We start from the raw sequence: 14,675 nt of genomic DNA, 5'->3' as shown, positions 1-14,675 counted from the left end.
GCTTAATCCTGTAAACGGGCGATCTCTTCGCCGAATTCGCGAATGTCTTCAAAGCTGCGATAAACGGAGGCGAAGCGAATATAGGCAACCTTATCGAGCTTTTTCAGCTCGTCCATTACCAGGTTGCCGATCATTTTACTGGGGATCTCACGCTCGCCGGTGGCGCGCAGCTGCGTTTTGATATGGCTGATGGCGTTTTCAACCGCGTCGGAACTCACCGGCCGTTTTTCCAGCGCTTTTACCATGCCGCTGCGCAGTTTGTCTTCATTGAAGGGTTCGCGAACATCGTTGCTTTTGATCACGCGCGGCATCACCAGTTCCGCCACTTCAAAGGTGGTAAAACGTTCATGACAGTCCAGACACTGACGACGACGGCGCACTGAGGTGCCTTCGCCAACCAGACGGGAATCAATCACTTTGGTATCCACAGCGGAGCAGAATGGGCAATGCATGACGTATCCTGATTCTTCACGAAATTAAACCTTAGTGTACCCTGAAGCCCCTGACAACCAAAGCCTCAGCGGGCAGGCAGCGCATTTTTCTGTGCGCGCCGACACCTCCCGCAGTCATTTTCGCCCTCCCGCACGCTTTCGCCTAAGCTTATGGGAGTTAACGCATTAAAAGGAGAAAGAAGATGAGAAAAGGGCTTTTCCTGCTGCCGTTGCTCAGCGCCGCGTTGCTTAACGGCTGCGCCGCGCCGCCCTCCGCCAGCACCCGCGCGCTGCACGGCGAAGTCGGCCAGCTAAATCAGCAAGTTTCGCAGCTGACGCGCCAGGCCAGCGCGCTGGAGCAGCAAAACCAACTTAACAGTCACTCGACCCAGGGCGCCTGGCTGCTGCCCGCCGCCAATACCCGTGTCGAACTGCAAAGCCTCGCCGGCCCGCTGATGCTGTCGCTGACGCGCATCGAGGCGGAAGCGAGCGGCACCCGCGCTCTGCTGACGCTGCGCGCCGCCGGCGACAGACCGCTGCAGAGCCTGCGCATGCAGGTGGAATGGGGTGAGCTGGATGCCGCTACCAGTAAGCCGCTCAGCGCCGGCGCGCTGTCGCAGACCATTGAAGTGCGCAATGCCCTGCTGCCGAAAAGTGAGCAGCCAGTGCCGCTGCGCCTGAGCGGACTGCCGCCAGAGCAGGTGGGCTATGTGCGGATACATGATGTCGAGCCGCTGACGCCGGGGCAGAACGCCTCCTCCGCCGCACAGGATGTCTCCTCCCCTGCCGGGCAGAATGCTGCCTCTGCTGCCGGGCAGCACGCTTCCCCCACTGTCGCGCCATAACTGAACGTTGCTGCAGGCAATAAAAAAGGCCGCTTACGCGGCCTTTTCGTTATGTCTGAAGCACGATTACGGCAGAATAGAAGGCTGATCGGCGCCCTCTTTTTCCACTTTCTGCTGCAGCATATGCTCCCGCTTCATGCCCAGTTTCAGCGCCAGCGCTGAAGCCACGTAAATAGAGGAGATGGTCCCGATGGAAACGCCGATCAGCATGGTCAGCGAGAAGCCTTCCAGCAGTGCGCCGCCGAAGATGAACAGCATCAGCACTACCACCAGCGTCGTCGCCGAGGTCATGATGGTGCGGCTCAGCGTCTGCGTCAGCGAGACGTTAACGATCTCATACGGCGTGCCGCGACGGATCTTGCGGAAGTTTTCGCGGATACGGTCGGAGACCACGATGCTGTCATTCAATGAGTAACCGATAACCGACATCAGCGAGGCGATGATGGTTAAGTCGATCTCAATATGGAACAGCGCCAGGATGCCGAGCGTAATGATCACGTCGTGCGCCAGCGCCAGCACGGCCCCAAGCGCCAGACGCCACTCGAAGCGGAAGCCGACATACACCAGGATAGAGATCAACGCCACCAGCAGCGCCATGCCGCCCGCCTGCGCCAGATCGCTGCCGACGCTGGGGCCGACAAACTCAATGCGCTTCACGGTGGCATTCTGGCCGGAGGCCTGGTTGATCACCGAAACGACCTTGTTGCCCAGCTCCTGGCCCGCGTTGCCGGCGTTCGGCGACAGACGCACCATTACGTCACGGCTGCTGCCGAAGTTCTGCACCTGGGGTTCGACAAAGCCCGATTTCTCCAGCGATCCGCGCAGCGTATCGAGGTCGGCCGGCTGCTCCAGCGTAATCTCAATCACCGTGCCGCCGGTAAAGTCGAGCCCCCAGTTAAAGCCGCGTACGCCCATGATGATCACCGAGGCGATCAGCAGCAGCCCCGAAAGGGTAAAGGCCAGCGTATCCCAGCGCATAAAGTCATGGACTTTACGGCCATAGTTTAATTGTTCAACACTATATTGCTGTGCCACAACCGACTCCTCAGATAGACAGCTTGTTGACGCGTTTGCCGCCATACAACAGGTTAACAATGGCACGCGTGCCGACAATCGCCGTGAACATCGAGGTGCCCACGCCAATCGCGGTGGTGATGGCGAAGCCCTTAATGGAGCCGGTGCCGACCGCATAAAGAATAATGGCGGTAATCAGCGTGGTGACGTTGGCGTCGACGATACTGGAGAACGCGCCTTTATAGCCTTCATGAATCGCCTGCTGAACGGTGCGCCCGTTCTTCAGCTCCTCTTTGATACGCTCGTTTATCAGCACGTTCGCATCAACGGCGACCGCCAGCGTCAGCACAATCCCGGCGATGCCCGGCATCGTCAGCGTCGCGCCAGGTAACAGCGACATAATGCCGACAATCAGGATCAGGTTGGCAACCAGCGCGGTCGTGGCGATAACGCCGAACTTTTTATAGAACACCACCATAAAGACGATGGAAGCGATCAGACCCCACAGGCACGCTTCCAGGCCCTGAGTGATGTTCTGCTGCCCCATGGTCGGACCGATAGTACGCTCTTCAACAATCTGAATCGGCGCAATCAGCGCGCCGGCGCGCAGCAGCAGCGAAAGCTGGCGAGCTTCGTTCGGGTTGTTGATACCGGTGATGCGGAAGCTGTTGCCCAGACGCGACTGAATATTCGCCACGTTGATCACTTCTTCCTGTTTCACCAGAATCGAACGGCCGTTGGCGTCTTTTTTGCCGCTGTCTTTATATTCAACAAACAGCGTCGCCATCGGCTTGCCGATATTGTCTTTGGTAAAGGTCGACATCATGTTGCCGCCCGCGCTATCGAGCGAGATGTTGACCTGTGGCTGGTTGTATTCGTCGGTGCTGGAGGTGGAGTCGGTGATGTGGTCACCGGTCAGGATCACGCGTTTGTACAGCACGACCGGCTGCCCTTCGCGCGTCTGCTTCACTTCAGAATCGCCCGGCACGCGGCCTTTGGCGGCAGCGCTGGCGTCGACGATGGTGTTCACCAGACGGAATTCCAGCGTCGCGGTGGCGCCCAGAATCTCTTTGGCGCGTGCGGTGTCCTGAATGCCCGGCAGCTCAACCACGATACGGTCAGAGCCCTGACGCTGCACCAGCGGCTCAGCGACGCCCAGCTGGTTAACGCGGTTACGCAGGATGTTGATGTTCTGCTGAACCGCATACTCGCGCGCCTCGCGCAGGCGATCATCGCTCATTACGGCGCGCAGCGCATTGTCGCCGCGGCTGTTGATTACCAGATCGCGATGACGGGTCGTCAGGTAGCTGACGGCGTTGTCGCGCGCGGCGCCGTCGCGGAACAGGATCTCCACGCCGTAGTTATCAATCTTGCGCACGTTGGTATAGGGGATGCCTTTATCGCGCAGATCGCTGCGCAGGCTGTCGGTATTCTGCTCCTGCAGCTTGCCGAGCGCGGTGTCCATATCGACTTCCATCAGGAAGTGAACGCCGCCGCGCAGGTCAAGGCCGAGCTTCATCGGCTGCGCCGCCAGCATCTCCAGCCACTTTGGCGTGGCCGGGGCGAGGTTAAGCGCCACGACGTAATCTTCGCCCAGCGTCTTCATCAGCGCTTCACGGGCGCGCAGCTGCACATCCGTATTGGCGAAACGCGCCAGAATAGCGTCCTGCTCCAGCGCAATAGATTTGCTCTGGATATGCTCTTGTTTTAATACATTTTGGATCTGGTCCAGCGTTTGCTCACTGGCGGCGCTTCCGCGCGCGCCAGTGATCTGAACAGCCGGATCCTCTCCATACAGGTTAGGAAGTGCATACAGCAGACCGACGGCAAGCACCACGATCAGCATAATGTATTTCCACAAAGGATAACGGTTTAACACGGCAGTTCCCTTAGGGAAAACAAAGAATTACAGCGCCTTCATAGTACCTTTCGGCAGGACGGCAGCCACGAAATCACGTTTGATAACCACTTCGTTGTTATCGTTCAGGGCGATAGCGATATAGCCAGTCTCCGCCACTTTCGTCACGCGACCCACCAGACCGCCGGTGGTCAGCACTTCATCGCCCTTGGAGATGGAGTCCATCAGCTTTTTATGCTCTTTCGCACGCTTCTGCTGCGGACGCAGGATCATGAAATAGAAAATCAGGCCGAAAACCACCAGCATAATCACCAGAGAATAGGGGCTTCCCTGAGACGGCGCGCCTGCTGCTGCCACTGCGTCAGAAATGAAAAAACTCATCAACTTTCCCTCATTGTTTAATTATCAAGCGTTTAATGGCGGAACCGCTTTACCCTTCCGCGTATAGAAGTCACTGACGAAGCGCTCTAATTTACCTTCTTCAATAGCCTGGCGTAAACCCGCCATCACGCGCTGGTAGTAGCGCAGGTTATGAATGGTATTCAGACGCGCGCCCAATATTTCGTTACAACGGTCGAGATGGTGCAAGTAGGCGCGGCTGTAATTGCGACAGGTGTAGCAATCACACTCGGCATCCAGCGGCGAGGTGTCATCTTTATGCTTAGCGTTACGGATTTTCACTACGCCGTCGGTAACAAACAGATGGCCGTTGCGCGCATTGCGCGTCGGCATCACGCAGTCGAACATATCGATGCCGCGACGCACGCCTTCGACCAGGTCTTCCGGCTTGCCGACGCCCATCAGATAACGGGGTTTATCTTCCGGGATCTGCGGACAGACATGCTCCAGGATGCGGTGCATATCTTCTTTCGGCTCGCCGACCGCCAGGCCGCCCACAGCGTAACCATCAAAGCCGATATCCACCAGTCCTTTGACAGAGACATCACGTAAATCTTCGTAAACGCTGCCCTGAATAATGCCGAACAGCGCATTTTTGTTGCCCAGTTTGTCGAAATGATCGCGGCTGCGCTTCGCCCAGCGCAGCGACATTTCCATCGAGCGTTTGGCGTAGTCCCAGTCGGCCGGGTAAGGCGTGCATTCATCGAAGATCATCACGATGTCCGATCCGAGATCGTACTGGATCTCCATCGATTTTTCCGGATCGAGGAAGATCGCATCGCCGTTGATCGGGTTGCGAAAGTGAACGCCCGCTTCGGTGATCTTACGGATATCACCCAGGCTGAACACCTGGAAGCCGCCGGAATCGGTCAGAATCGGCCCGTGCCACTGCATGAAATCGTGCAGGTCGCCGTGCAGCTTCATGATCTCCTGCCCCGGACGCAGCCAGAGGTGGAAAGTGTTGCCCAGCAGGATCTGCGCGCCGGTCTCTTTCACCTCTTCCGGCGTCATGCCTTTTACCGTGCCGTAGGTACCCACCGGCATAAAGGCCGGGGTTTCAACGACGCCGCGATCGAAAACCAGACGGCCACGACGCGCGCGGCCATCTTTTGTATCAAGTTCAAACTTCACGTTGCCTCCATCAGAGAAACAGTCTGATGCACAGTTAATATGACGACGCCGCCGCAGCGGCGTCGGCTAATCAGGCGCCGACCTTCTCGTCCGGCGCCTGGGGATTACGGGTAATGAACATCGCATCGCCGTAGCTGAAGAAGCGATACTGTTCCGCCACCGCCGCGTGATAGGCATTCATGGTGTGGCGATAGCCGGCGAACGCGGAAACCAACATGATCAGCGTCGATTCCGGCAGATGGAAATTGGTGATCAGCGCATCGATAACCTGGTAGTGATAGCCGGGATAGATAAAGATCTGGGTATCGTCGAAGAACGGGGCGATCAGAGCGTCCTGCGCCGCCTGCGCTGCGCTTTCCAGCGACCGCACCGAGGTGGTGCCGACGGCGACCACGCGATTGCCGCGCGCTTTACAGGCCAGCACCGCATCCACAACCTCCTGCGGCACTTCGGCATATTCGGAGTGCATGATGTGATCTTCAATGCTGTCGACGCGTACCGGCTGAAAGGTGCCGGCGCCGACGTGCAGCGTGACGAACGCCATTTCAACGCCTTTTTCACGCAGCGCCGCCAGCAGCGGCTCATCAAAGTGCAGCCCGGCGGTCGGCGCGGCCACCGCGCCCGGCTTCTGGCTATAGACCGTCTGATACAGCTCGCGATCCGCCTCTTCGTCGGGGCGATCGATATAGGGCGGCAGCGGCATATGGCCGATGGCGTTCAGAATATCCAGCACGCCGCGCGCGTCGTCAAAGACGATCTCGAACAGCGCGTCATGGCGCGCCACCATGGTGGCGCGGACGCTTTCATCATCGCCGAACAGCAGCGCAGCACCTGGTTTCGGCGCTTTCGAGGCGCGCACGTGCGCCAGCACGCGCTTATCATCCAGCATGCGCTCCACCAGCATTTCGATCTTACCGCCGCTGGCTTTACGCCCGTAAACACGGGCTGGAATGACGCGGGTGTTGTTAAACACCAGCAGATCGCCGGGGTTCAGCTTATCAAGCACATCGGTGAAAACGCCATGGCTCAGGGCGCCGTCGGGGCCGTTCAGTGACAGCAGCCGACATCCGCTGCGCTGGGGCTGCGGATAGTGGGCAATCAACGACTCAGGTAATTCAAAAGAAAAATCGGCAACGCGCATGCTAAATGTCTTACGGATAACAAACAGGCGGCATAGTCTAGCGGAAAAGCGACAAATTCTGAACTGTTACCCGGTAACCATTCTGTTAGCGTATACTGCCGGGATGAACTTTCTTGCACATCTTCATTTGGCCTCGCTGGCCAACAGCTCCCTGCCGGGCAATCTGATGGCGGATTACGTGCGCGGCGATCCGCTTCCGCACTGGCCTGCAGATATCGCTGCCGGTATCGCCCTGCACCGCCGCCTCGACGCGCTGACCGACGCCCTGCCGGAGGTGCTGAGCGCCAAACGCCTGTTCCGCGACGTGACGCGGCGCGTCGCGCCGATCACCCTCGACGTGGTCTGGGATCACTTTCTGTCGCGCCACTGGGATCGCATTGAGCCTTCGCAGCCGCTGCCGCAGTTTCTGGCGCAGGCGCGGGCGCAAATCGAGCCGATGCTGCCGCAGTCGCCGGAAGGCTTTCAGCGCCTGAACGGTTATCTGTGGCGCGAGCGCTGGATGGAGCGTTACGCCGAGGCGGACTATCTGCAGCAGGTGCTGCGCGGCATGGCGGCGCGCCGTCCGCGTCTGGCCGCGCTCGCTGACTCCTGGATCGATTTTCATGAACATTACGCCGCGCTCGAAACCCTGTTCTGGCAGTTCTACCCACGCCTGATGCGCCGCGCCGCTGAACAGCAGCTGTAAGCCCCGCCGCCCGTCACGTTACGGTACCCCTCCCTGGCGGGCTTTGTTAGACTCGCCCAGGGATTAGCGGGCGAAACGGCACGCCCGTTTCGCCGCTTTGCGCCCCATCAGGATTAGCCACACCTCAGGGAGAAACCATGCAACAACAGATCTTTTACTGGCTGCGTCATAGTGACGTGCCCTACGCCAGCCTGCTCTCGCTGGTCGCCGTTGTCGCGGTGATTTTGCTGATTTCCGTTATCGCCCATCTGCTGCTGCACCGCGCCCTGTTGCCGATGCTGCAGCGACGCGTCTACGCCGCCAGCCAGCAGTGGCCGAAGTCGCTTATCGATAATCACCTGTTCAACCGCTTCGCGCTGCTACTGCAGGGCGTGCTGCTGAATATCCAGACCAGCCTGTTTCTGCACAGCAGCGAGCCGCTCTATACCGCGCTGCTGGTGATTTCACAGGTCTGGATGATGCTCTTTATCCTGCTGATGCTCTTTTCGCTGCTGGATATCCTGCTGGAGCTTTCCGCCGGGAGCGCGCTGGCGCGTCAGCTGCCCCTGCGCGGCATTTTCCAGAGCATCAAGCTGGTGGCGGCGATTTTATTCGCCATCATGATGATTTCGGTGCTACTGGGCAAATCGCCGCTGGTGCTGATCACCGGCCTCGGCGCGATGACCGCGGTGCTGATGCTGGTGTTCAAGGATCCGATCCTCGGCCTGGTGGCGGGCATTCAGCTCTCTGCCAACGATATGCTGAAGATCAACGACTGGCTGGATATGCCCAAGTATGGCGCCGACGGCGCGGTGATCGATATCGGCCTGACCACGGTGAAGGTTCGCAACTGGGATAACACCATTACCACCATTCCCACCTATGCGCTGATCGCCGACTCGTTTAAAAACTGGCGCGGGATGTCGGAATCGGGCGGCCGCCGCATCAAGCGCAGCCTCAATATCGACGCCACCAGTATCCATTTCCTGAGCGAAGAGGAGCTGGCGGCGCTGCAGCGCGCTCAGCTGCTGACGCCTTATATCGCGCAGAAAAAGGCGGAGGTGTCGCGCCACAACGCCGAACTGGCATGCGATCTCACCACGCCGCTAAACGGGCGCCACCTGACCAATATCGGCACCTTCCGCGCCTGGCTGGAGGCCTGGCTGCGAAGCCACCCCGACATCCACCAGAATATGACACTAATGGTGCGTCAGCTGGCGCCGGGATCGCATGGCCTGCCGCTGGAGGTATACGCCTTTACCAGCACTACGGTCTGGCGGGAGTATGAGCGTATCCAGTCCGATATATTCGATCATATCTACGCCGTGCTGCCGGCCTTCGGCCTGCGCGTGCATCAAACGCCGACCGGGCACGATCTACACGCGCTCGGCGCCGGCGTGCAAAGCAGCGCACCGCGATAATCTGCCGCGCCGCCTCTTCAGGCCCATAAAAAAAGCCGCATCGCTGCGGCTTTTTTTTATCGGTCGGGTTAACGGCGTCGCATCATAAGCTTATAGCCCGCCAGCAGCAGCACGATCCAGATGGCGCCGACGTAGAGCGACACGCGCGTATCCGGGAAGTAGCCGATCATGCCGATAATGAACAACAGGAACAGCACGCCGAACGCCGCGGTATAGCGTCCGCCCGGCAGCGCGAATTTCAGCTCGCTCTCCTGCTGCTTATTCAGCGTACGGCGGAAAGCGATCTGCGAGCAGAGGATCATAATCCACACCCAGACGGTGGCGAAAGTCGCCAGTGAGGCGATCACCAGGAACACTTTTTCCGGCATCAGGTAGTTAAGGTAAACCGCCACCAGCATCGCCAGCATCATTACCACCACCGTCACCCAGGGAATGCCGCGCTCCGACACCTTCATAAACATCTTCGGCGCGTGGCCCTGCTGCGCCATACCGTGCAGCATGCGGCCGACGCCGAATACGTCGCTGTTGATCGCCGACAGAGAAGCGGTCAGTACCACAAAGTTCAGAATCGAGGCCGCCGCCGCGATGCCAAGATGCTGGAAGGTCAGCACAAAGGGGCTGCCCTGCGTGCCCACCTGGTTCCAGGGGTAGATCGACATAATCACGAACAGCGTGCCGACGTAAAACACCAGAATACGCCACGGCACCGAATTAATGGCGCGCGGAATCGATTTTTCCGGCTCTTCCGCTTCACCGGCGGTGATGCCGATAATCTCAATGCCGCCATAGGCGAACATCACCATCTGCAGCGACAGCAGCATGCCGACCACGCCATGCGCGAAGAAGCCGCCGTTGCTCCAGAGGTTATGGATGCCGGTCGGCTGACCGCCGTTGCCGATACCCCAGATAATCATCCCTAAGCCCGCCGCGATCATGATGATGATGGTCGCGACCTTAAAGAAGGAGAACCAGAACTCCACCTCACCGAACACCTTCACGCTCATCAGGTTGACGGCACCGATCATCAGCACCACGCTCAGCACCCAGATCCAGTGCGGCACATCGGGGAACCAGACGCCCATATAGATGCCGAACGCGGTCACGTCGGCGATGGCGACAATCAGGATTTCGAAACAGTAGGTCCAGCCAGTGATGTAGCCCGCCATCGGGCCGAGGTAATCCTGCGCGTAGCGCGAAAAGGAGCTGGATTGCGGATTGTTGACGGACATTTCGCCCAGCGCGCGCATGATAATATAGGCCACCGCGCCGCCGATAATATAGGCCAGCAGTACGCTTGGCCCGGCCATTTTAATTGCATCGGCAGAACCGTAAAACAGCCCGGTACCAATCGCCGATCCCAGCGCCATAAAACGGATATGGCGCGTGCTCAGTCCCCGTTTGAGCTTATTGGTTTCTTGCATAGTGACATCTTACCTGTGGAAATGAAAAACCACGGGCAAGCCCGTGGTTAAACCGAAATGTGTCAGGTTTAATGATGCGCCCTGACCTGCTGCTGCCCCATGACGCGGTCGGCTATCGCCGCGATAAGCAGCATGACCAGCGAAGGCGGAAGCCAGGCAAGCCCCTGCTCGGCCAGCGGCAGATGCTGGCTGATGGCGGGCAACGCATCTTTAAAGCCGGTGCTTTTAATCGCGTCGATGATACCAAATACCAGGCTAACAAGCATGGTCGGCGCAACGATACGCGTGCTTTTATTCCACCAGCTCAGGGTAAAGCTCAGCACAATCAGTACGATACAGGGCGGGTAGATCGCCGTCAGCACCGGAATGGAGATCTGAATCAGATGGCTCAGGCCGAGATTGGAGACCACCATTGAGAACAGGCCGAGAATAAACACCAGCGTTTTATACGAGAACGGCAGGTATTGCGCGAAGAACTCCGCGCAGGCGCAGGTCAGGCCCACCGCCGTCACCATACAGGCGATGAAAATCAGCGCGGCAAGGAAGAAGCTGCCCATATCGCCGAAGGTGTGCTGCACATAAGCGTGCAGGATCGCGGCGCCGTTGGCGTTCTGATCGGTCAGCGAACCGCTGCCCGCGCCCAGCTTAAACAGGCTCAGGTAGACCAGCGTCAGGCCAACGCCGGCGATCAGGCCTGCCAGAATGGTGTAGCGTGTCAGCAGGCTCGCCTCTTCCACACCGCGGGAACGCGCGGCGTTGACGATAACGATGCCGAAGACCAGCGCCCCCAGCGTATCCATCGTGAGATAGCCGTTAACGAAGCCGCTGGAGAACGCCGCGTGCTGATAAGCATCGGTGGCGGTGATCGGGCTGCCCGCCGGCCACAGCAGCGCGGCGACGCCCAGCACCACCAGCGCGACAATTTTCAGCGGCGCGAGAATATGGCCGACCGTATCGAGCAGCTTGCCCGGATAGAGCGAAACGCCGATCACCAGCGCAAAGTAGATCAGGCTGTAAACCAGCAGCGGCAGCGCGCCATCGCCGGTAAGCGGCGCAATGCCGATCTCAAAAGAGACGGTAGCAGTGCGCGGCGTAGCGAACAGCGGCCCCACCGCCAGATAGCAGACCGTCGCCAGCAACACGCCGGCCGCTTTGCCGATCGGCGAGCTGAGCGCATCGATGCCGCCGCCCACGCGCGCCAGCGCGATAACCGTCATAACGGGCAGACCGACAGCGGTCACCAGGAAGCCCAGTGCCGCAATCCAGACATGCTCGCCTGACTGCAAACCAACCATAGGGGGGAAGATGATATTGCCTGCGCCGACAAACAGGGCGAACGTCATAAAGCCCAGCGCAATGATGTCTTTCGACGTTAAACGATGTGTCATAGAACTGTATTGCCTGCTACTGATGTTGCGGTGGATGTTGTGTTAAGGCTTATCGCACCCTCTTTGCGCGACCAGGGTCGGCGACTCAGGCGCAAACCTGAATATCTGCTTGTCCGCTAAGCGAGGCGCAGGTGATATGAGCTGATTTTGTTCTTTTCACAGAGGAATACCGCGATAAGGGGCATAAGTAAAACGTTTATAGCGAAGAAAGGCAATACGGGATCGGAAAAGCAGGACGATATAACGCATATAGCGCGCAGACCAGAGAATCGCTTCAAACTATTCCTGAAGCACCTTACATGATGTGACTTTTTTTTCGCCAGCCCGGCGTTATTTTCTTCATTTAATTCTGGCTGCATGCACAAAAGGCGCGTTTTCACGCGCCTGTCTGCACATATTTACGCCAGTTACCAGACGTTTTTCGCGATATCCACTACCAGACGCAGTTTTTCCCACTGCTGCGCCTCGCTCAGGTTGTTGCCCTCTTCCGTCGAGGCGAAGCCGCACTGCGGGCTGAGGCAGATCTGACTGATATCAACATACTGCGCCGCTTCGGCGATACGCGCCTGAACGCTCTGCGGATCTTCCAGCGCGCCCTCTTTGGTGGTGATCAGGCCCAGCACCACCTGCTGGTGGCCCGGCTTGATATAGCGCAGCGGTTCGAAACCGCCAGAGCGCTCGTTGTCATACTCAAGGAAGAAGGCATCGATATTAACGCCGCCGAATAAAATCTCCGCCACCGGCTCATAGCCGCCTTCGGAAATCCAGGTCGAGCGGAAGTTGCCGCGGCAAACATGCAGCCCGACGGTCAGGTCGGCCGGCTTGCCCTCCAGCGCTTTGTTCAGCACGCGCGCATAGGTCTGCGCCAGCTCGTCGGGGTTATCGCCGCGCTCGCGGATCTGCCGTTTCTGATCTTCTGAGCAGAGATAAGCCCAGACAGTGTCATCCAGCTGCAGATAGCGGCAGCCGGCATCGTAAAACGCCCGGATGGCGTCGCGGTAAGTTTGCGCCAGGTCGTCGAAATAGTCCGCCAGATCGGGATAGACATCGGCATCGATCATCTTACGGCCGCCGCGGAAATGCAGCACGCTGGGGCTGGGAATGGTCATCTTCGCCACCGCGTCGCCGCTGATGCTGTTCAGGTAGCGGAAATCCTCCAGCATCGGATGGTCGCCGAAGCCGAGCTTGCCGGTGACGCGCACGCCGCGCGCTTTGGTCTGAATACCGTTGAACTGAATGCCCTGCTCCGCCTCATAGCGCTCGACGCCCTGCAGGCCGTCGAAGAAATCGAAGTGCCACCAGGCGCGACGGAATTCGCCGTCGGTCACCACCTGCAGGCCGGCAGCCAGCTGCTGCCCGACCACGCGCTGGATCTCTTCATCTTCCACGCGGCGCAGCGCGGCAGCGTCAATCTCGCCGGCGGCAAACTGCTCACGGGCGCGCTTGATGGCGGCGGGACGTAAAAAGCTGCCAACCACGTCGGCGCGGAAAGGGGCGGTTGTTCTCTGCATGGCGTTCAACTCCTGTTACGAGGCGATGCCGCCCCGTTGGTTTACCAGTGAAATAGTTTCAGATTCTTATTTTTAAGACTTCTGGATGTCTATATGTCTGAAAGCAGATTCGCATGACTGCCGTCAGGCGGCAAGGGAGGAAATTTCATGGTCGATGAAAAATATTCATGTTGGCGCATGAAAAGCGGGCGAAAAGGAGGGGGAGAGGCAGGCAGATTGAAAACAGATCATGGCACGCTGAATGCCCTTCAGGTGGCAGGCGGGCTGTGCCATTCAGGTGGCAGGCGGGCTGCGCCATTCAGGCGAACCGCATAATACCCTGTTAAACATCATTCAGGCGAACCGCACAACGCCCCCGGAAAGCGCCAGCGCGCAACGCCATCCTCAGGTCAGGTAAAGCGGTAGTTGGGATAGCGATAGTCGGGATAGCGAGGCCAGTGAAGCGCGCGGCGAGCGCGAAGGCGACCCGGGCGGCACGGGCGCAAAAAGCGATCGCGCCGCGTCAGCGATACGGCGCGCCCGTCTCAGGGCTGCAGCAGCGCCCGCGCCTCAGCAAGCTGCCGGTCAGAGAGCGGCAGATAACCCGCCTGACTGACCAGCGCCTGCCCTTCCGGCGACAGCGCCTGACGCAAAAACGCGGCGGTCAGCGGCTCCGGCGCCTTGCCCGGCGGCTTATTGATATAGATATAGAGCGGGCGCGCATAAGGGTAGCGGCCGCTGCGGATGGTGGCGGCGTCGGGCATCACCGCCTCGCCCGCTTTCGCCAGCGCCAGCATTTTGACGCCGCTGATATGAAAACCGAAGCTGGCGTAGCCGATGGCGTTAAGGTTGGAGGCCACCGCCTGTACCACCGCCGCCGAACCGGGGTACTCGCCGACGTCGTGGCGGAAATCGCCGCCGCACAGCGCCTGCTGTTTGAAATAGCCCCAGGTGCCGGACGCGGAGTTGCGCCCGAGTCGCTGTAGCGGCCGCTGCCGCCAGCCGGGCTGTGTCAGCTGCAGATCGCCCCAGACGTGCGGCGCCTGCGCTGCGCCGCAGCGGCGGGTAATGGAAAAAATGGCGTCCAGCTGCTGCGCGTTAAGCTGGCTCAGCGGATTATCCTGATTCACCACCACCACCAGCGCGTCGAGCGCCACCGGCACCGCCAGCGGCGGATAGCCGTAGCGCTGCTGAAACAGCTGGCGCTCCGCCGGCTGCATCGGGCGGCTCATGGCACCCAGCTGCGCGGCGCCCGCCGCCAGCGCGGTAGGCGCGGTAGAGGACCCCGCTGCCTGCACCTGCACGTTGACACCTGGATACTGGCGGTTAAAGCTTTCGCCCCATAGCGCCATCAGGTTGCCCAGCGTATCGGAGCCGACGCTGCTAAGGTTGCCCGCCAGTATCGCGGGCTTCGCCTGCAGCGCGCCGGAAAAGAGCAGCAGCGCTGCGGTAATGATCACTTTCATGCCTGG

At 59.4% G+C, this 14,675-nt stretch carries 13 protein-coding genes; 3 read left to right on the top strand and 10 right to left on the bottom strand.

Features of this window, described 5'->3' with window-relative positions; genetic code table 11:
- Positions 1–2: 2 nt before the first annotated feature.
- Positions 3–452, bottom strand: a complete 450-nt coding sequence (nrdR, locus tag C2E15_RS05770; RefSeq protein ID WP_038627640.1) for a transcriptional regulator NrdR — start codon at positions 450–452, stop codon at positions 3–5.
- A 182-nt stretch (positions 453–634) separates the two neighbouring features.
- Between nrdR and C2E15_RS05765 the strand changes: the two genes are divergently transcribed.
- Positions 635–1,276 (top strand): DUF3251 domain-containing protein, encoded by a 642-nt coding sequence (locus tag C2E15_RS05765; RefSeq protein WP_104956523.1) that lies wholly within the window; start codon positions 635–637, stop codon positions 1,274–1,276.
- Between the two features lie 66 nt (positions 1,277–1,342).
- On the opposite strand, the gene secF is transcribed toward C2E15_RS05765, so the two are convergent.
- The 5 genes from secF to queA form a co-directional block, all read right to left on the bottom strand.
- Positions 1,343–2,311: a protein translocase subunit SecF gene (secF, locus tag C2E15_RS05760; RefSeq protein WP_104956522.1), complete on the bottom strand. Its 969-nt coding sequence runs from the start codon at positions 2,309–2,311 to the stop codon at positions 1,343–1,345.
- A gap of 10 nt (positions 2,312–2,321) precedes the next feature.
- The gene (gene secD, locus C2E15_RS05755) at positions 2,322–4,169 is read right to left on the bottom strand and encodes a protein translocase subunit SecD (RefSeq protein ID WP_104956521.1); all 1,848 of its coding nucleotides are present in this window, start codon (positions 4,167–4,169) and stop codon (positions 2,322–2,324) included.
- 27 nt (positions 4,170–4,196) lie between these two features.
- The gene (gene yajC / locus C2E15_RS05750) at positions 4,197–4,529 is read right to left on the bottom strand and encodes a preprotein translocase subunit YajC (protein ID WP_104956520.1); all 333 of its coding nucleotides are present in this window, start codon (positions 4,527–4,529) and stop codon (positions 4,197–4,199) included.
- A 24-nt stretch (positions 4,530–4,553) separates the two neighbouring features.
- The gene (gene tgt, locus C2E15_RS05745) at positions 4,554–5,678 is read right to left on the bottom strand and encodes a tRNA guanosine(34) transglycosylase Tgt (RefSeq protein WP_104956519.1); all 1,125 of its coding nucleotides are present in this window, start codon (positions 5,676–5,678) and stop codon (positions 4,554–4,556) included.
- Between the two features lie 70 nt (positions 5,679–5,748).
- Positions 5,749–6,819 carry a tRNA preQ1(34) S-adenosylmethionine ribosyltransferase-isomerase QueA gene (gene queA / locus C2E15_RS05740; RefSeq protein WP_104956518.1) on the bottom strand — a complete coding sequence of 357 codons (1,071 nt, stop codon included), beginning with the start codon at positions 6,817–6,819 and terminating at the stop codon, positions 5,749–5,751.
- Between the two features lie 103 nt (positions 6,820–6,922).
- Here queA and C2E15_RS05735 point away from each other — a divergent pair, with 103 nt between their 5' ends.
- Entirely contained in the window at positions 6,923–7,504 is a 582-nt protein-coding gene (locus C2E15_RS05735) for an ACP phosphodiesterase (RefSeq protein WP_104956517.1), read from the top strand.
- Between the two features lie 137 nt (positions 7,505–7,641).
- On the top strand, positions 7,642–8,904 hold the full coding sequence (locus tag C2E15_RS05730; RefSeq protein WP_104956516.1) for a mechanosensitive ion channel family protein: 1,263 nt from the start codon (positions 7,642–7,644) through the stop codon (positions 8,902–8,904).
- A 68-nt stretch (positions 8,905–8,972) separates the two neighbouring features.
- Here C2E15_RS05730 and proY read toward each other — a convergent pair whose 3' ends face one another.
- The 4 genes from proY to C2E15_RS05710 all read right to left on the bottom strand — a co-directional run bounded on the left by proY (position 8,973) and on the right by C2E15_RS05710 (position 14,669).
- On the bottom strand, positions 8,973–10,325 hold the full coding sequence (gene proY, locus C2E15_RS05725) for a proline-specific permease ProY (RefSeq protein WP_104956515.1): 1,353 nt from the start codon (positions 10,323–10,325) through the stop codon (positions 8,973–8,975).
- Positions 10,326–10,393: 68 nt separating this feature from the next.
- Positions 10,394–11,713: a branched-chain amino acid transporter carrier protein BrnQ gene (brnQ, locus tag C2E15_RS05720; protein WP_104956514.1), complete on the bottom strand. Its 1,320-nt coding sequence runs from the start codon at positions 11,711–11,713 to the stop codon at positions 10,394–10,396.
- 407 nt (positions 11,714–12,120) lie between these two features.
- Positions 12,121–13,224 carry a cobalamin-independent methionine synthase II family protein gene (locus tag C2E15_RS05715; protein WP_104956513.1) on the bottom strand — a complete coding sequence of 368 codons (1,104 nt, stop codon included), beginning with the start codon at positions 13,222–13,224 and terminating at the stop codon, positions 12,121–12,123.
- 524 nt (positions 13,225–13,748) lie between these two features.
- Complete coding sequence (locus C2E15_RS05710) at positions 13,749–14,669, bottom strand: PstS family phosphate ABC transporter substrate-binding protein (protein WP_104956512.1); 921 nt, start codon at positions 14,667–14,669, stop codon at positions 13,749–13,751.
- Positions 14,670–14,675 lie beyond the last annotated feature (6 nt).

It is taken from the genome of Mixta gaviniae, from assembly GCF_002953195.1.
GTDB classification, from domain to species: domain Bacteria; phylum Pseudomonadota; class Gammaproteobacteria; order Enterobacterales; family Enterobacteriaceae; genus Mixta; species Mixta gaviniae.
This window is presented reverse-complemented; position numbering and strand designations above follow the sequence as displayed.